Genomic DNA, 17,701 nt, shown 5'->3' with positions numbered 1-17,701 from the left:
GGAATCGATCATGACCGAAATGGCCGCCATTGCCGAGCGCGTGGCGCGGCTGGAAGCCGCGGAGGCGATCCGCGCGCTCAAGCTGCGCTACCTGCGCGCTTGCGATGACAAGGACCCTGATGCGATGCGTGCGTGCTTCGTGGCTGACCACGCGCATATCCACTATGACCGGATCGGCAGCTTTGCGGGGCGCGACGCGCTGGTTCAGTGCTTTGCAGAGCTGGCGTGCCGACCCACGCTGCGGGAGATGCATTTTGCGGGGCAGGGGGAGATCCGTGTGCTGGATGAGAACACCGCGCAGGGCAGCTGGGACCTGGCCTACCTGGCGCTGGATGATGCCAGTGGTTCGCGTACGTTCCTGACGGGGCGCTATGCGGATGAGTATGTGCGGGTTGATGGGGCGTGGCTGATCCGGTCGACGGTGTTCACGACGGGGTTGTTGTCGGAGGGAGGGTAGGAGGCCGCGCTTGTTTGCTCCCCTCTCCCGCTTGCGGGAGAGGGGCTGCGTATGTGAGCGGTGGTGGCAAGCGCCGATGCGCCCGCAGATCCAACCCTATTCCACAATCGCCGGATGCACCGGCGGCGGCCCCCCAAGCGCCTGCCGGTAAGACGGCGGCTGCACCCCCTCCGCATCGACGATGCCATAGGCCAGCGCCGCCTCTGCGCCGATCAGCACCCGTCCGGACTTGTCCATCAGCGCGGGGTCGCGGTACAGCGCATCGATGATCCGCCCGGTGAACTCAGGCGTTTCCGCCACCGGCGCGAAGGCCGCGTACTTGTCCGGATGTTCTTCCCATACCCGCAGCGTGCGCGCCGTGCGCAGCGGCCCCATCCACAGCGATACCGCCGCAACCCCGCAGGGTCGCAGGTCGACCGCCATGTCGTGCGCGAACTTGTCGATGCCCGCCTTCTGCGCGCCGTAGGCCGGACCGTGCATGTAGCAGTTGGCGCCAAACGACGAGGTGAACACGATCAGCCCGCGGCCCTGCGCGGCCATGATGGGCGCGGCATGCCAGCTGGCCACGTAAGCTGAGCGCAGCCCCACGTCGAGGATGCCGGCCATCTCCAGCGGCTTCTGCCAGAACGGCCCCGGCTGGATCAGCTGGTCATGCAGGGAGGTGGCGTTGTTCACCAGGATGTCGAGCTTTCCAGCCTCTTCGCGCACGCGGCGGAACAGCGCCGCGACCCGGGCGTCGTCGCCGTGGTCGCAGGCAATCGCGATGCCGCGGCCGCCGAGCGCATCGATCTCGCGCGCGGTGGCGTGGATATTGCCGGGCAACGGCGCGCTGCCTTCTGTCTCGGTGCGGCCGGTGACATACACCGTGGCGCCGGCTGCGCCGAGCGCCAGTGCGATGCCGCGGCCGGCACCGCGCGAGGCGCCGGTCACCACGGCGACGCAGGCTTGTGCGGATTCCTTCATCTCTGCTCCTTTGTGAAAAGGGTCGTCCCGCGCCAAGCGTGCGGCGAGAGCGGGGCCCGCACATCCCTCGTTCGGACTAGCCGCGCCCGCCGCCGTGGCCCGGGAAGACGGCACCCGTGCCGCAATACCGGCTAGTCCGCGAGGACGATGTGCCCGCGGGCCGCACGCGAAAGAATCGGTCCCATCGACTGGCTGCAGCAGCGCAGCAACCCGCGGCAGCCAGTCCCGAACCCCGCATCGAACCAGAGGAGACCGGCATGTTGGACATTCGTGCGCTTGGCTACATCGTGGTCGAGTCCACCGACATCGGGCAGTGGCGACACTATGCCGAACAGGTGCTCGGCATGGCCTGTTCCGGCGCGCCCGGCGGTGGGCTGTACGTGAAGATGGATGAACGCGACTACCGCTACCTGGTGGTGCCGGGCGCGCGCGACCGCTACCTGGCATCAGGCTGGGAGCTGGCCGACGAGCCCGCCTACCGCCATGCGCTCGACACGCTGCGCCAGGCCAGCGTGGAGGTGGTGCACGCCAGTGCCGCGGAGCTGGCGCAGCGCCGCGTGCAGGCCATGGCCTGGTTCGCCGACCCGTCGGGCAACCGCCATGAGATCTCTTGGGGCATGCGCTCGGACTTCCTTCGCTTTGTCTCGCCGGTGGGCGTGCCGCGCTTCATCACGGACCCGATGGGGGCAGGGCACGCCGTGCTGCCCGCGCCGGCCTTCGACCAGACTTACGCCTTCCTGTGCGAGGTGATGGGCTTCGGCCTGTCCGACATCTTCCGCGTGCGCTTTACCAACGACCCGGCGGAGCCGGAGAAGCGCATTCACTTCCTGCATTGCGGCAACGGCCGCCACCACAGCCTGGCGATCTTCGAGATGCCGTCGGAAGCCGGCTGCATCCACGTGATGGCCGAGGTCCCGGACATGGCCGAGGTGGGCCGCGCGCTGGACCGTGTGCAGCAGCACGGCGTGAAGCTCTCCGCCACGCTGGGCCAGCACTGCAATGACCGCATGACTTCCTTCTACATGAAGACCCCTGGCGGCTTCGACCTCGAGTTCGGCCACGGCGGGCTGGTGGTGGACTGGAGCCACCACGCGGCCTACGAAGCAACGCGCGTCAGCCTGTGGGGACACGACTTCAGCATCGGATACCGCTAAACACACCATGACCAAGACGATCGACAAAACCATGAGCGCGGCCGACGTGGTCGGCCAGCTCGCCGATGGCATGATCCTCGGCATCGGCGGCTGGGGCCCGCGCCGCAAGCCGATGGCGCTGGTGCGCGAGATCCTGCGCTCGCCGCTGAAAGACCTGACCGTGGTCGCCTACGGCGGCCCCGAGGTTGGCATGCTGTGCGCGGCCGGCAAGGTCCGCAAGCTGGTGTTCGGCTTTGTCTCGCTCGACGTGATTCCGCTCGAGCCCTACTTCCGCCAGGCGCGCGAGCGGGGCCTGCTGGAGGTGACGGAGCTGGACGAGGGCATGCTGCAGCTGGGCCTGCGCGCCGCGGCCGCGCGCCTGCCGTTCCTGCCGACGCGCGCCGCGCTGGGCACCGACGTGCTGGACAAGAACCCGCACCTGCGCACTGTGCGCTCGCCCTATGCCGATGGCGAAGTGCTGGTGGCGATGCCTGCCATCGAACTGGACGCGGCGCTGCTGCACGTGAACGAAAGCGATGTGCTGGGCAACACCCGCATCGACGGGCCCGATCCGTTCTTCGATGAATGGTTCGCCCGCGCCGCGCGGCGCTGCTATGTGAGCTGCGAAGCCCTGCATCCGCGCCTCGAGGACGACGACCTGGCGCGTGCCCGCAACAACCCCTTCGAGCGTTCGCTGGTGACCGGCGTGGTGCACGCACCGGCCGGCGCCCATCCCACCTCGTGCGCGCCGGCGTACGGCTGGGACCTGCCGGCGCTGAAGTCCTATTGCGCCAGCGCCGAGGCCGAGGACGGCTTCGGTGCCTACCGCGACGAGGTGGTGGGCGCCAGCGAGGCGCACTACCTGGCGTGCATCGGCGGCCTGGGCCACGTGCACGACCTGCCGCTGCCCGTACTTTGATCTCCAAGGAGCGACCGTGAGCGCCACTTATGAATTCACCCGCGCCGAGCTGATGATCGCCGCCGCGGCCCGCGCCTGGCGCGACGACGGCGAGGTGCTGGCCACCGGCATCGGCACCGGTCCGCGCATCGCCGCCGGACTGGCGCGGCTGGCGCACAACCCCGGGCTGCTGTTGACCGACGGCGAAGCCTATCTCGTCGAAACGCCGGTGCCGCTGGGCCCGCGCGAGCCCGGCTACACCGTGCGCGCCAGCGGCTGGATGGGCTATTCGCGCGTGTTCGACTGCCTGTGGGGCGGGCGCCGCCATGCGCTGGTGATGCCAACCCAGATCGACCGCTACGGCCAGGCCAATATCTCCTGCCTGGGCGGCACGCATGCACAGCCCAAGACGCAGCTGCTGGGCGCGCGCGGTTTTCCCGGCAACAGCATCCACCACGCCAATTCCTTCTTCGTGCCGGGCCACAGCCCGCGCGCTTTGGTCGCCGGCGAAGTCGACATGGTCTGCAGCGCCGGCTACAACCCGGCGCGACAGGTCGACGGCATGCGCAGCTTCGTTGACCTCCGCGTGATCGTCACCGACCTGTGCGTCATGGATTTCGGCGGCGCCGGCCACGCCATCCGCGTGCGCTCGCTGCACCCCGGCGTCAGCTTCGACCAGGTGCAGGCCGCCACCGGCTTTGCGCTGGCGAACACGCCAGGTGAAGCCTTGCTCGAGACGGCAGCGCCGACAGCGGAAGAACTGCGGCTGATCGCGCAGCTCGACCCGCACAACCTGCGCGCCGCGATCGTGCGCGGCAATCCTGCCGGACGCGTGTAAAGACGGAGAGCCAAGCCATGACATCGCCAGCTACCGAAGCCATCCGCCTCGGCCCCGACGCCGAAGTGCTCTACCAGGTCGCGAACGGCATCGCCACCGTGACCATGAACCGGCCGCAGTACCACAACGCGCAGAACTCGAAGATGACCTACGCGCTGGATGAGGCCTACCGGCGCGCCGCCGCCGACGACGCGGTCAAGGTGATCGTGCTGCGCGGGGCCGGCAAGCATTTCTCGGCCGGGCACGACATCGGCACGCCGGGGCGCGACATCAACGAGTCGTTCGAGCGTGCGTCGCTCTGGTATGACCACGTTAACAAGCCCGGTGGCGAGTTCCTGTATGCGCGCGAGCAGGAGGTCTATCTCGGCATGTGCCGGCGCTGGCGCGAGCTGCCCAAGCCCACCATCGCCATGGTGCACGGCGCCTGCATTGCCGGCGGCCTGATGCTGGCCTGGGTGTGCGACCTGATCGTGGCGTCGGACGATGCGTTCTTTGCCGATCCCGTGGTGCGCATGGGCATTCCCGGCGTGGAGTACTTCGCGCATGCCTACGAACTGCACCCGCGCATCGCCAAGGAATTCCTGTTCCTGGGCGAGCGCATGGGCGCCGAACGCGCCGAACGCATGGGCATGGTCAACCGCGTGGTGCCGCGCGACGCGCTCGAGGACACCGTCTACGGCATGGCCGCCAAGGTGGCGCAGATGCCGCGGCTGGGCCTGACGCTGACCAAGCAGGCGGTCAATCATGTGGAGGACCTGCAGGGCAAGCGCACCGCGATGGATGCGGTCTTCGCCTGGCACCACTTCGCCCATGCGCACAATGAACTGGTCAGCGGCGACAAGCTCGGCGGCTATGACGCGCGCGCCATGGCCGCTTCGCAACGCACCGGCGACGAGGACAAGGCATGAGCACCGCGAGCCTGCACACCGTGCTGTGCGACCTGCTCGGCTGCCGCTACCCCATCGTGCAGACGGCGATGGGCTGGGTGGCGGATGCGAAGCTGGTCGCGGCCAGCGGCAATGCCGGGGCCTTTGGCTTCCTCGCCGGCGCCACGATTCCGCCCGGCGAGGTCGAGCGCGAGATCCTGCGCGTCAAGGCGCTCAGCGACCGGCCCTTCGGCATCAACTTCCATATGTTCCAGACCAACGCGGACGAGGTCATCGAGATGGCGATCCGCCACCGGCTGCGCGCGGTCAGCTACGGGCGCGGCCCGGACGCGAAGATGGTCGGCCGGCTCAAGGCGGCCGGCGTGGTCTGCATGCCGACGGTGGGCGCCGCCAGGCATGCGGCCAAGGCCGTGGAAATGGGCGCGGACGTGGTCACCGTGCAGGGCGGCGAGGGCGGCGGCCATACCGGCGGCACGCCGACGACCTTGCTGTTGCCGCAGGTGCTGGACAGCGTCAGCGTACCGGTGGTGGCCGCCGGCGGCTTCTTCGATGGCCGCGGCCTTGCCGCGGCACTGGCCTACGGCGCGGCCGGCGTGGCCATGGGCACGCGCTTCCTGATGTCGGCCGAATCGCCGGTGCCGGCGCAGACGCTGGAGCGCTACGTCAAGGTGTGCGACCCCGGCCAGATCCGCGTGTCGCTGGCGATCGACGGGCTGCCGCAGCGGATGATCGACAACGACCTGCTGATCGGGCTGGAGAAGGCCGGCCCGTTGCGGCGCACCTGGCTGGCCCTGTCGGCCGCGCGCAAATGGCAGGCGCGTACCGGCATGCGCAGCACGCAGCTGCTGGCGACCGCGTGGCGCGCAATGCGCGAGCAGGACTACAGCGCCGCCCAGACCCTGATGGCCGCCAACGCGCCGGTGCTGATCCAGCGCGCGATGGTGGAGGGGTGCCCGGATGAAGGGGTGTTGCCCAGCGGGCAGGCGGCGGCGGCGATCGGTGCGATTGCATCGTGCGAGCAGATTGTGGCAGGGATGGTGTTGCAGGCGCGCGCGCGCCTGGAGGTGTTGGCATCAAGACAGGTTGCGCCTTGTTGATGCGCCCGGCCCTCACCCCGGCCCTCTCCCGGGAGCGGGAGAGGGAGTACCCAAGCGGCTTCGATCAGGACAGAGGGCATTGCAAATGCCGCCGGTTTGCTCCCCTCTCCCGCTTGCGGAAGAGGGGCAGGGGGTGAGGGCAAGCGCCTCCATCCTAGCGAGCCATCCAAGCCCAACCAACGCCCAAACAAAGATGACACCCCAACCAACCATGAAACCGACGCACCCACCCTTCCGCATCGACACCGCCAACGGCATCGCCGAACTGGTGATCGACCATCCCCCCGTCAATGCGCTCGACAGCGCCGGCTGGCATGCGCTGGCCGCCGCGATCGACCAACTGGGCACCGATCCCGCCGTGCACGTGATCGTGCTGCGCGGCGAAGGCCGCGGCTTCTGCGCGGGCGTCGACATCAAGGAGCTGTCGGCGCACCCGGAGCGCATCGTCGACGTCAACGCCGGCAACTACGCCACCTTCCGCGCCGTACACCGCAATCCCAAGCCGGTCATCGTCGCCGTGCACGGTTTCGTGCTGGGCGGCGGCATCGGCATCTGCGGCGCGGCCGATATCATCGTCGCATCGGACTGCGCGCGCTTTGGCGTGCCCGAGATCGACCGCGGCGCCATGGGCGGCGGCGCCCACCTGCAGCGCATGTTCGGCGTGCAGAAGGTGCGGGCGATGTACTTCACCGGCGAGATGATCGATGCCGCCGAGGCCTATCGGCTCGGGGCGGTCGAGCGCGTCGTGCCGCGCAGCGATCTGCGCGACGCCGCCATGGCGCTGGCGCGCCAGATCGCGGCCAAGAGCCCGGCGATGCTGCAGCTCGCCAAGGAAGCGCTCAACGGCGTGGAAGACGGCAACCTCGAGGACAAGTACCGCTGGGAGCAGGGCTTCACGCTGCAGGCGTACATGAGCGCCGATTCCGGCGAGGCGCGCGCCGCCTTCGTCGAAGGCCGCGAAGCCAGCTTCGCCGGCTCGGTGCAGGGAGCACGCGATGCGGTTTGAGTACACCGACGCCCAGCGCGCCTTCCGCGCCGAGGTGCGCGACTGGATGGCCGCGCACGTGCCGCCCACCCCGCTGGAAAGCTTTGACACCGAGGCAGGCTTTGCCCAGCACCGCGCCTGGGAAGCCACGCTCAACCAGGGCCGCTGGAGCATGGTCACGTGGCCGGCCGAGCTGGGCGGGCGCGGCTGCGACCTGATCGAATGGCTGATCTTCGAGGAAGAGTACTGGCGCGCCGGCGCGCCGATGCGCGTCAACCAGAACGGCATCTTCCTGCTGGGGCCCACGCTGATGGAATTCGGCACCGCCGCGCAAAAGGCGCGGTTCCTGCCGCGCATGGCCTCGGGCGAGCATATCTGGGCGCAGGGCTGGTCCGAGCCGAACGCTGGTTCCGACATGGCCGCGATCCGCTGCAGCGCCATTCGCGACGGCGACGACTATGTGATCAACGGCCAGAAGATCTGGTCGACGCGCGCAGTATGGGCCGACTGGCTGTTCGGCCTGTTCCGCACCGACCCGGCCTCGACACGCCACCATGGGCTGACCTTCGTGCTGGTGCCGCTGAATACGCCGGGCATCACCGTGCGCCCGATCCGCCAGCTCAACGGCCAGACCGGCTTTGCCGAGATCTTCTTCGACGACGTGCGGGTGCCGGTGGAGAACCGGCTGGCGGCAGAGGGCGCCGGCTGGCAGGTGGCGATGGCCACCGCCGGCTTCGAGCGCGGCCTGATGCTGCGCTCGCCGGCGCGCTTCCAGGAAACCGCGCGGGCGCTGGTCAGGCTGTACCAGGCCAACCGCGAGGCGGCTGACCGCGACCCGTCGCTGCGCGAGGCGGTGCTGCGTGCGTGGATGGATGCGGAAGCCTACACGCTGTCCACCTATGCCACCGCGAGCCGGCTGGTGCGGGGTGGCCACATCGGCGCGGAGTCGAGCACGAACAAGGTGTTCTGGTCAGAACTCGACATCCATATGCACGATACCGCGCTGGCCATCCTGGGACAGGTCGCCGAAGTCGCGCCCGCGGGGCAGCCGGCGGGGTCGCTCGGCCACTGGCTGGATGGCTTCCTGTTCGCGCAGGCCGGCCCGATCTACGCCGGTACCAACGAGATCCAGCGCAACATCGTCGCCGAGCGCCTGCTCGGCATGCCGCGCGCGTGACGGCACCCGGGGAAAACACCATGGATTTCGCATTGACCGAAGAACAGGAACAGTTTGCCGAGGCCATCCGGCGCTTCCTGATGACCGAGATGACGCCGGAACTGACGCGCGAGCTGTGGGCCACTGAGTCCGGCCGCTCCGACATGCTGTGGCGCCAGCTTGCCGAGCAGGGACTGACCGCGGTGATGGTGCCGCAGGAGCACGGCGGTCTGGGGCTGGGCGAGGTTGAGTGGGCGCCGCTGGCGCAGGCCTGCGGCTACTTTGCGCTGCCCGAGCCTTTGCTCGACACCGCGCTGGTGGCGGCCGGGCTGCTGCGTGACGCGCTCGCGGCAGCGCCGGACGCCTCGGCGCGCGAACGCTGTGCCGCGCTGCTGGAGCGCATCGCCGCCGGCGATGCCCGCGTGGCGATCGCACATCCGCAAGAGCGGCTCGTCGCCGACGCCCATGTCGCCGACGCCATCCTGTGCGCGCACGAAGGTGCCGTGCACCTGCTGCAGCCGGACCAGGCCGTATTGTCAGCGCGCGCCGGACTCGATCCTTCGCGCCGCTTGTTCGAGCTGGCGTGGACGCCGGCGGCGGATACCGAGTTGATCCCGTGCGGCAGTGGCCTGTGGAACAGCGCGCTGAACCGCGGCGCGCTCGGCGTGGCCGCGCAGCAACTGGGCCTGACGCAGCGCATGCTGGACCTGGCGATCGACTACAGCGCGCAGCGCAAGCAGTTCGGCAAGGCCATCGGCGCCTACCAGGCGGTCAAGCACCTGCTGGCCGACGTGGCGATCCAGCTTGAATTCGCCAGGCCGGTGCTGCTGCGGGCCGCCGCCGCGCTGGCGCATGGCCTGCCCGATGCGGGCCTGCATGTCTCGCACGCCCGTGTCGCCGCCGCGCGCTGCGCGTGGAGCGCGGCGCGACAGGCCATCCAGGTGCATGGCGCAATGGGCTACACCTGGGAGCTGGACCTGCAGATCTTCACCAAGCGGGCCTGGGCTCTGGCGGGAAGCTGGGGCGACCGGGCCTTCCACAAGGCGCGCATGGGCGCGCACATCCTTGACGGCGCGCATGACATCGGTGCCGGCGCCACCTTCGCCTGAATCCAAAGAGACCAATGACCATGAAAGACGCCTATATCGTTGATGCCCTGCGCACGCCCACCGGGCGCCGCAAGGGCGGACTGTCGCACCTGCATGGCGCCGACCTGGGCGGCTTCGTGCTGGCCGAACTGGTGCGCCGCAACGGCATTCCGGCCGAGGACTATGACGACGTGGTGTTCGGCTGCGTCGACACCATCGGCCCGCTGGCCGGCAATATTGCCCGCAGCGCGTGGCTGGCTGCCGGCCTGCCGCTGACGGTGCCGGGCGTGACCGTGGACCGCCAGTGCGGCTCGTCGCAGCAGGCCGTGCACTTCGCCGCGCAGGCGGTGATGAGCGGCACGCAGGACGTGGTGATTGCCGGCGGCGTGCAGACCATGACGCAGATCCCGATCTCGTCGGCGATGCTGGCAGGGCAGGCTCTGGGCTTTGCCGACCCGTTCTCGGGCAGCAAGGGCTGGCAGGCACGCTTTGGCGATGCCCCGGTGTCGCAGTTCCACGCCGCGCAGCGCATTGCCGAGCACTGGAAGCTGTCGCGCGAGGCCATGGAGGCCTACGCGCTGGCAAGCCACCAGCGTGCCGCCGCGGCGATCGAGGGCGGCCGCTTTACGCGCGAGATCGTGCCGTGCGAGGGCGTGAAACATGATGAAACCCCGCGCCCCGATACCACGCTGGCCAAGATGGCGGCGCTGGAGCCGCTGATGCCCGGCAGCGCGCTGACCGCGGCCGTGTCGAGCCAGACCGCGGATGCGGCCGCCGCGCTGTTGATCGTTTCCGAGGACGCGCTCAAGCGCTACGGCCTCAAGCCGCGCGCGCGCATCGCGCATATGAGCGTGCTGGGCGACGACCCGCTGTGGATGCTGACCGCGCCGATCCCGGCGACCAAACGTGCCTTGGAGCGCAGCGGCCTGCGCCTGGCCGATATCGACGTGGTCGAGATCAATGAAGCGTTCGCCTCGGTGGCCATGGCCTGGCTGGCAGAGACCGGCTACGCCCCCGAGCGCACCAACCCTAACGGCGGCGCCATCGCCCTGGGCCACCCGCTTGGCGCCACCGGTGCGCGCCTGATGACCACGCTGCTGCACGAACTGGAACGCACCGGCGGCCGCTACGGCCTGCAGACCATGTGCGAGGGCGGCGGCCTGGCCAACGTCACCATCATCGAACGGCTGTAAGGAGATCGACATGGGACTCTGCGACGCACGCACCGTCATCATCACCGGCGCCGGCGGCGGGCTGGGCCGTGCCTATGCGCTGGCCTTCGGCGCCGAGGGCGCCAACGTGGTCGTCAACGACATCCGGCGCGAGGCGGCCGAGGCCGTCTGCGTGGAGATCCGCGCGGCCGGAGGCAGCGCGCTGGCCAACGCTGACGACATCACGCAGCTCGCCACCGCGCAGCGCATCGTCGACGCCGCGGTCGAGGCCTTCGGCGAGGTGCATGTGCTGGTCAACAACGCTGGCATCTGCCGCGACCGCATGTTCGTCAGCCTGACCGAGGCCGATTGGGACGACGTCATGCGCGTGCACCTGCGCGGCCACTTCTGCCTGGCCAACCTGCTGGCGCGGCGCTGGCGCGATGCCGCCAAGGCTGGCCGCCCCGTCGACGCGCGCATCATCAATACCAGTTCCGGCGCGGGCCTGCAGGGTTCGGTCGGGCAGTCCAACTACGCCGCCGCCAAGGCCGGCATTGCCGCACTCACGCTGGTGCAGGCCGCGGAACTGGGCCGCTACGGCATCACCGCCAATGCACTCGCGCCGGCCGCGCGCACCGGCATGACCGAAGACGTGTTCGCCGACATGATGAAGGCGCCGGAGGGCGGCTTCGACTACTACGACCCCGCCAATGTCGCGCCGCTGGTGGTATGGCTGGGCAGCGCGGATTCCGCGCAGGTCAACGGGCGCATGTTCGAGGCGGTCGGCGGCATGGTGTCGGTGGCTGACGGCTGGCGCACCGGCCCGAAGGCCGACAAGGGCGCGCGCTGGCAACCGGCAGAGATCGGCGCGGCGGTGACAGGGCTGCTGGCGCAGGCGCAGCCGGCCCAGCCGGTCTACGGCACCTGAGCGGGACGGCCATGGATTTCTCCCTGAGCGTCGAACATCAGATGGTCCGCGACAGCGCGCGCGACTACCTCGCCGCGCACAGCGATTCGGCGGCGGTGCGGCGCGCGACCGAGGCCGGGCCGGCCCACGATGACGCGCTGTGGCGCGCCATCGCGGGCGAGCTCGGCTGGTGCGGCATCGCGCTGCCCGAGACCGTGGGCGGCGCCGGCCTGGGCGCCCCCGGGCTGGTGCTGCTGCAGGAGCAACTCGGCCAGCGCCTGGCCTGCGTGCCGTTCTGGTCGACGGCCTGCGTGGCGGCGCCGTGGCTGCAGGGTAGCGTCGGCCACAGCGCGCCGTGGCTGGAGCGGCTGGCCGCTGGCGAGTGCCGGGCCGCGGCGGTGCTGCCGGACGATGGCGGCTGGCATTACGACGGGGTCCGGATCGCGGCGCAGGCCGACGCCCAAGGCTTCGTGCTGCGCGGTAGCGCTGCGCAGGTGGCCGACGCCGCCGGGGCCGACTGGCTGCTGGTGCCGGCGCGGCTTGAAGAGGACGAGCCGGCGCTGTTCCTGCTGGAGCCTGCCGCGCTGGCGCAGGACGCGCGCTTCGCCATCGCGCCGCTGGACACGCTCGACCGCACGCGGCCGCTGGCGTCGCTGCGGCTCGAGGGCCTGCCCGTTGCCGCAAGCGCCTGCGTGGCGCGCGGGGACGCCGCCGTGCAGGGCCTGGCGCGGGCCTGGTGGCACGGCAAGCTGATGCTGGCCGCGGAGCAGCTCGGCGCGGCCCAGCAATGCCTGGACCTGACCGTTGCCTATGCCTCGGAGCGCGTCCAGTTCGGCCGCGCGATCGGCTCGTTCCAGGCGGTCAAGCATCGCTGCGCACAGATGATGGTGGTGGCCGAGGCGGCGCGCTCGGCGGTGTATGGCGCGGCGCAGGCGTGGGAGGCGGCGGAGGCCGCCGAGGCCCGGCTTGAGATCTGCGCCGCTGCCGTCGCCGCCGACGACGCGCTGCGCTTCTGCGCGCAGGAGGCCATCCAGCTGCATGGCGGGGTCGGCTTCACCTGGGAATACGACCCCCAGCTCTATTTCAAGCGCGCGCAGGCCGCCAGCCAGTGGCTGGGCGGTGCCGGGGCCGCGCTTGCCTACATCGCCGCCAACGGCCCGCAGGCATGGAGGACAGCATGAAAGCGAATGAAGAGTCGGCATTCCGCGCCGAGGTGGCGCGGTGGCTGGCCGAGAACCTGGCCGGCGAGTTCGCCTGCCTGAAGCACCGCGGCGGCCCCGGCGACGAAGAGGCTTTCCCCGCGCTGCGCAAGGCCTGGGAGCGGCGCCTCGCCGAAGGCGGATGGACCGGCCTGGGCTGGCCGCGCACGCACGGCGGGCGCGAACTGCCGGTGATGCAGCAGGTGATCTTCCACGAGGAATACGCGCGCGCCGGCGGGCCGGGCCGCATGGGCCATATCGGCGAAGGCCTGATCGGCCCGACCCTCATTGCCTTCGGCAGCGAGGACCAGAAGGCGCGGCTGCTGCCCGGCATTCGCCACGGCACCACGTTCTGGTGCCAGGGCTATTCGGAACCCGGCGCGGGCTCGGACCTGGCCAATGTGCGCACGCGCGCGGTGCGCGATACCGCCAGCGGTGACTGGCTGGTCAGCGGCCAGAAAGTATGGACCTCGCTCGCGCACGAATCCGACTGGGTCTTCGTGCTGGCGCGCTGCGAGCCCGGCTCGCGCGGCAGCAAGGGCCTGATCTTCCTGATGCTGCCGCTGGACCAGCCTGGTATCGAGATCCGCCCGATCCGGCAGATGGGGGGCGGCGCCGAATTCAACGAGGTGTTCTTCGACGGCGCGCGCGCCGCCGCTGCCGACGTGCTCGGCGAGCCCGGCGACGGCTGGCGCATCGCCATGGCGCTGCTGGGCTTCGAGCGCGGCATTTCCACGCTGGGCCAGCAGATGCAGTTCACGCACGAGCTGGAATGGGTGGCGCAGGCTGCGCGCGACAACGGCAGCAGCCGCGACGCGCTGGTGCGCCAGCGCATCGCGCGCGCCTGGGCCGGCCTGCGCGTGATGCGCGCCAATGCGCTGCGCATGCTGGCCGGCGCGGCGCAGGCGGGCCAGGACGGGGGTACCGCGTTGCAGCGCGAGGCGTTGATCTACAAGTACTACTGGTCCAACTGGCACCGCGACCTGGGGCAACTGGCGCTGGACGTGCTGGGCCCGCTCGCCAACGTGCTGGACCCGGCCGACGCGCATCGCACGCGGCTGCAGCAGATGGCGCTGTTCTCGCGCGCCGACACCATCTACGCCGGCACCAACGAAATCCAGCTCAACATCATCGCCGAACGCGGGCTGGGCATGCCGCGCGAGGCACGAGGACAGCCATGACCCTTCATACCGAAATCCCCGGCGCGCCGGCCTATGTACCGGGCCACCAGTTGCTCGCCGGCAAGAGCGTCCTGATCACCGCGGCCGCGGGCGCCGGCATCGGCTTTGCCGCCGCGCGCCGCTGCGCGGAGGAGGGCTGCCGCGCGCTGATGATCTCCGACGTCCACCAGAAGCGGCTGGACCAAGCGGTCGAGCGCCTGCGCGCGGAAACCGGCCTGCAGGCGATCCATGGCCAGCTTTGCGATGTGTCGAATGAAGCGCAGGTGCGCGCACTTGTGGCCGCCGCCGAAGAAGCGTTGGGCGGCACCGACGTACTGATCAACAACGCCGGCCTGGGCGGGTCGCGCCGCCTAGTTGATATGGACGATGCCGAGTGGTCGCGCGTCATCGATATTTCCCTCACCGGCACCTTCCGCATGACGCGCGCGATGCTGCCGCACATGCAGTCGCGCCGGCGCGGCGCCATCGTCAACAATGCCTCGGTGCTGGGCTGGCGCGCGCAGAAGGAGCAGTCGCACTACGCCGCGGCCAAGGCCGGGGTGATGGCGCTGACGCGCTGCAGCGCGATGGAGGCCGCCGAGTTTGGCGTGCGCATCAATGCGGTGGCGCCGAGCATCGCGCTGCACGACTTCCTGAAGAAGTCGGCACCGGCGGACCTGCTGCGGCAGCTCAGCGAGCGCGAGGCGTTCGGGCGCGCGGCGGAGGTGTGGGAGGTGGCCAATGTGATGGTGTTCCTGGCCAGCGACTATGCGTCGTATATGACGGGGGAAGTGCTGCCGGTGAGCAGCCAGCGGGCTTGAGGGGCCGGCGATATGCGAATGCGCTGGTGCTTGCCACCACCCCCGCATTCGCTCCCCTCTCCCGCGGGCGGGAGAGGGGAGCAAACAAGAATCCGCAGGAGACAGCAATGCCAAGAATCTTCCGCTGCGCCGAAGACATCCACGCCGCGGTCGGCCATCGCCTCGGCGAGAGCGCCTGGACCCGCATCACGCAGGAACAGGTCGACCAGTTCGCCCATGCCACCGGCGATCACCAGTGGCTGCACGTGGACCCGGAACGTGCCGCGCAAGGACCCTACGGCGGCTGCATCGCCCATGGCTACCTGACGCTGGCGCTGGTCAACCAGTTCCTGCCCGAGCTGGTCACCGTCGAGGGCATGAAGTGGGGCGTCAACTACGGCTGCGACAAGGTGCGCTTCCCGGCGCCGGTGCGCGTGGGCGCGCGGGTGCGCGGCGTGGGCGAGGTGGTGCGTGCCGAGACCCTGGATGGCGGCGTGCAGTCGGTGGTGCGCATGACCGTCGAGATCGAAGGCGAGGCCAAGCCCGCCTGCGTGGCTGAAACCATCAGCCGCTACTACTTCTGAACAGGAACCCAAGCATGAAAGACGCAGTCATCGTCGCCGTCGCGCGCACACCCATCGGCAAGGCCTTCCGCGGCGCCTTCAACGATACCGAAACCCCGGTGCTGGGCGGCCACGTGGTGCGCGCGGTGGTGGAGCGCGCCGGCGTGGACCCGGCCGAGGTCGACGACGTGCTGATCGGCGCGGCGGCGCAGCAGGGCACCCAGGGCTACAACCTGGGGCGCCTGTGCGCGGTGGCCGCCGGCCTGCCCGACAGCGTGCCGGGCATGACCATGGACCGCATGTGCGGCTCGGGCCTCATGACCATCGCCGCGGGCGCCCGCGCCATCCAGTGCGGCGAGGCCGACATCATCGTGGCGGGCGGCGCGGAGTCGATCTCGCTGACGCAGAACCAGCACAAGAACAGTTTCCGCGCCCAGTCCGAAGCCGTGCTGGCGCGGCAGCCCGCCGCCTACATGGCAATGATCGAAACTGCCGAGGTGGTGGCGCGCCGCTACGGCATCGGCCGCGCCGAGCAGGACGCCTACGCCTGGCGCAGCCAGCAGCGCACTGCCGAAGCGCAGCGGCGCGGCGCCTTCGACGACGAGATCGTGCCGCTGGAAACGCGCCGCGCGCTGTTCGACAAGGCCGGCGCGCTGACCGGCTACGAGACCGTGCGGCTGGCGCAGGACGAATGCAACCGGCCCGACACCACGGCCGCGAGCCTGGCGGCGCTCAAGCCGGTCTGGCGCGGCGGCCAGGCGGTGGCCGAAGGCGAGCACATCACCGCCGGCAATGCCTCGCAACTGTCCGATGGCGCCGCCGCGGTGCTGCTGATGAGCGCCGACGAGGCGCGCCGCCGCGGGCTGCCACCGCTGGGCCGCTATCGCGGCATGGCGGTGGCCGGCTGCGCGCCGGACGAGATGGGCATCGGCCCCGTGTTCGCGGTGCCGAAGCTGCTGGCGCGGCATGGGATGACCGTCGCGGATATTGGCCTGTGGGAGCTGAACGAGGCGTTCGCCTCGCAGGTGCTGTACTGCCAGCAGACGCTCGGCATTCCCGATGCGCGGCTGAACGTGAATGGTGGCGCGATCTCGGTCGGGCATCCGTTTGGCATGTCGGGGGCGCGCATGACGGCGCATGCATTGATCGAAGGCCGGCGCCGCGGCGTGGAGCAGGCGGTGGTGACCATGTGTATCGGCGGGGGGATGGGGGCGGCGGCGTTGTTTGACGTATCGCCATAAGCAGAGGTAGCGCTGCCGGTTTTCTCCCCTCTCCCACGCCAGTGGGAGAGGGGCTGGGGGTGAGGGCCAGAGCCTCCACGAAGTCACGGGCGTCAGCATTGCGAGCGCCGGCCCTCACCCCCGCCCCTCTCCCGCACGCGGGAGAGGGGAGCAAACAATCACAAGGCCACGTGCCATCACTCCAAAAAGGAGGAGACATCATGAAACGACTGATCGGCATCGCCATGTCGCTGGCCGTGCTGGCCACCGCGGTGTGGGCCTTCGCGCCGCGCCCGCTCCCGCCGTTCCCGGCCACCGCGCTGCGTCCGGACGGCCTGCAGGTCAACGGCATCGCCCGCGCCGGCGAGCGCCTGGTCGCGGTCGGCGAGCGCGGCAAGATCCTGTTCAGCGATGACCTCGGGCGCAGCTGGCGCCCGGCCACGGTGGACCGGCCGCAAGGCGCCACGCTGACGCAGGTGGCTTTTGCCGACAGCCGCCAGGGCATCGCGGTCGGACACAGCGGCCTGATCCTGCGTACCGAAGACGGCGGCGCGCACTGGCAGCAGGTTGCCTTCGATCCGCAATCGTCCGATCCCTTGCTTGGTGCCCTGGCCCAGGCCAGCGGGCCGTGGTTCGCGGTAGGCAGCTTTGGCCGGTTCCTGGTGTCGCGCGACCAGGGCAGGCACTGGGAAGAGGCTGGCGGCAAGGCCATGCAGGACCGCCACCTCAACGCCATCGCCGGCGACGGGCAGGGGCGCCTGATGCTGGTCGGCGAGGCCGGACTGGTGCTGCGCTCCACCGACGGCGGCAGCCAGTGGGAGCCGGTCAGGACCCCTTACGAAGGCTCGCTGTACGGCGTGCTGCCGCTGCGCGACGGCGCCTGGCTGGCCTTCGGCATGCGCGGCAACGCGCTGCGCAGCGAAGACTTCGGCACGACCTGGCGGGCGGCGCAGACCGGCCTCAGGACCTCGTTCTTCGGCGGCGCCGAGCTTGCCGATGGCCGCATCGTGCTGGCCGGGCAGGGCGGCGTGCTGGTGATGTCCGCCGACGGCGGGCGCCGCTTCGCGGTGCTGCCGGCGGGCAGCCCGCAGACCCTGGCCGCGCTGGCCGGCACCGGCAAGGACACGCTGGCGCTCGGCGGCAATGGCGGCCTGGCCGGCGCCAAGCTCGCCGCCAATCACTGAACCCGACCGACCCGG

Annotated in this window: 18 protein-coding genes; 17 read left to right on the top strand and 1 reads right to left on the bottom strand. The window is 70.3% G+C overall.

Features of this window, described 5'->3' with window-relative positions:
• Nucleotides 1-10: 10 nt before the first annotated feature.
• The gene (locus ACOCMH_RS12160; protein WP_427307205.1) at nt 11-457 is read left to right on the top strand and encodes a nuclear transport factor 2 family protein; all 447 of its coding nucleotides are present in this window, start codon (nt 11-13) and stop codon (nt 455-457) included.
• Nucleotides 458-553: 96 nt separating this feature from the next.
• Here ACOCMH_RS12160 and ACOCMH_RS12155 read toward each other — a convergent pair whose 3' ends face one another.
• Complete coding sequence (locus ACOCMH_RS12155) at nt 554-1,420, bottom strand: SDR family NAD(P)-dependent oxidoreductase (protein WP_427307204.1); 867 nt, start codon at nt 1,418-1,420, stop codon at nt 554-556.
• Nucleotides 1,421-1,677: 257 nt separating this feature from the next.
• Here ACOCMH_RS12155 and ACOCMH_RS12150 point away from each other — a divergent pair, with 257 nt between their 5' ends.
• From ACOCMH_RS12150 to ACOCMH_RS12075, 16 genes are all read left to right on the top strand, one after another.
• Nucleotides 1,678-2,574, top strand: coding sequence for a VOC family protein (locus tag ACOCMH_RS12150; protein WP_427307203.1), 897 nt, complete (start codon nt 1,678-1,680; stop codon nt 2,572-2,574).
• A gap of 7 nt (nt 2,575-2,581) precedes the next feature.
• Nucleotides 2,582-3,472 carry a CoA transferase subunit A gene (locus ACOCMH_RS12145; RefSeq protein WP_427307202.1) on the top strand — a complete coding sequence of 297 codons (891 nt, stop codon included), beginning with the start codon at nt 2,582-2,584 and terminating at the stop codon, nt 3,470-3,472.
• A 16-nt stretch (nt 3,473-3,488) separates the two neighbouring features.
• Entirely contained in the window at nt 3,489-4,289 is an 801-nt protein-coding gene (locus tag ACOCMH_RS12140) for a CoA-transferase subunit beta (protein ID WP_427307201.1), read from the top strand.
• Between the two features lie 17 nt (nt 4,290-4,306).
• Entirely contained in the window at nt 4,307-5,197 is an 891-nt protein-coding gene (locus ACOCMH_RS12135) for an enoyl-CoA hydratase (RefSeq protein ID WP_427307200.1), read from the top strand.
• Nucleotides 5,194-6,273, top strand: coding sequence for an NAD(P)H-dependent flavin oxidoreductase (locus tag ACOCMH_RS12130; RefSeq protein WP_427307199.1), 1,080 nt, complete (start codon nt 5,194-5,196; stop codon nt 6,271-6,273). The genes ACOCMH_RS12135 and ACOCMH_RS12130 overlap by 4 nt, the downstream gene beginning before the upstream one ends.
• A gap of 211 nt (nt 6,274-6,484) precedes the next feature.
• Nucleotides 6,485-7,279 (top strand): enoyl-CoA hydratase family protein, encoded by a 795-nt coding sequence (locus tag ACOCMH_RS12125; RefSeq protein WP_427307198.1) that lies wholly within the window; start codon nt 6,485-6,487, stop codon nt 7,277-7,279.
• The gene (locus tag ACOCMH_RS12120) at nt 7,269-8,435 is read left to right on the top strand and encodes an acyl-CoA dehydrogenase family protein (protein WP_427307197.1); all 1,167 of its coding nucleotides are present in this window, start codon (nt 7,269-7,271) and stop codon (nt 8,433-8,435) included. The genes ACOCMH_RS12125 and ACOCMH_RS12120 overlap by 11 nt, the downstream gene beginning before the upstream one ends.
• 20 nt (nt 8,436-8,455) lie before the next feature.
• Nucleotides 8,456-9,523: an acyl-CoA dehydrogenase family protein gene (locus tag ACOCMH_RS12115; RefSeq protein ID WP_427307196.1), complete on the top strand. Its 1,068-nt coding sequence runs from the start codon at nt 8,456-8,458 to the stop codon at nt 9,521-9,523.
• A gap of 20 nt (nt 9,524-9,543) precedes the next feature.
• Nucleotides 9,544-10,695 (top strand): acetyl-CoA C-acetyltransferase, encoded by a 1,152-nt coding sequence (locus ACOCMH_RS12110; protein WP_427308449.1) that lies wholly within the window; start codon nt 9,544-9,546, stop codon nt 10,693-10,695.
• A 10-nt stretch (nt 10,696-10,705) separates the two neighbouring features.
• Nucleotides 10,706-11,581 carry an SDR family oxidoreductase gene (locus ACOCMH_RS12105; RefSeq protein ID WP_427307195.1) on the top strand — a complete coding sequence of 292 codons (876 nt, stop codon included), beginning with the start codon at nt 10,706-10,708 and terminating at the stop codon, nt 11,579-11,581.
• 11 nt (nt 11,582-11,592) lie between these two features.
• Nucleotides 11,593-12,741 carry an acyl-CoA dehydrogenase family protein gene (locus ACOCMH_RS12100; protein WP_427307194.1) on the top strand — a complete coding sequence of 383 codons (1,149 nt, stop codon included), beginning with the start codon at nt 11,593-11,595 and terminating at the stop codon, nt 12,739-12,741.
• On the top strand, nt 12,738-13,940 hold the full coding sequence (locus ACOCMH_RS12095; RefSeq protein ID WP_427307193.1) for an acyl-CoA dehydrogenase family protein: 1,203 nt from the start codon (nt 12,738-12,740) through the stop codon (nt 13,938-13,940). The genes ACOCMH_RS12100 and ACOCMH_RS12095 overlap by 4 nt, the downstream gene beginning before the upstream one ends.
• Entirely contained in the window at nt 13,937-14,740 is an 804-nt protein-coding gene (locus tag ACOCMH_RS12090) for an SDR family oxidoreductase (RefSeq protein WP_427307192.1), read from the top strand. The genes ACOCMH_RS12095 and ACOCMH_RS12090 overlap by 4 nt, the downstream gene beginning before the upstream one ends.
• 107 nt (nt 14,741-14,847) lie before the next feature.
• Nucleotides 14,848-15,303: a MaoC family dehydratase gene (locus ACOCMH_RS12085; RefSeq protein ID WP_427307191.1), complete on the top strand. Its 456-nt coding sequence runs from the start codon at nt 14,848-14,850 to the stop codon at nt 15,301-15,303.
• Nucleotides 15,304-15,317: 14 nt separating this feature from the next.
• Complete coding sequence (locus tag ACOCMH_RS12080) at nt 15,318-16,523, top strand: acetyl-CoA C-acyltransferase (protein ID WP_427307190.1); 1,206 nt, start codon at nt 15,318-15,320, stop codon at nt 16,521-16,523.
• A gap of 200 nt (nt 16,524-16,723) precedes the next feature.
• The gene (locus ACOCMH_RS12075) at nt 16,724-17,686 is read left to right on the top strand and encodes a WD40/YVTN/BNR-like repeat-containing protein (protein WP_427307189.1); all 963 of its coding nucleotides are present in this window, start codon (nt 16,724-16,726) and stop codon (nt 17,684-17,686) included.
• The last annotated feature ends 15 nt before the right edge of the window (nt 17,687-17,701 follow it).

It is taken from the genome of Cupriavidus sp. H39, from assembly GCF_050271075.1.
Classification (GTDB): Bacteria; Pseudomonadota; Gammaproteobacteria; order Burkholderiales; family Burkholderiaceae; genus Cupriavidus; species Cupriavidus necator_B.
This window is presented reverse-complemented; position numbering and strand designations above follow the sequence as displayed.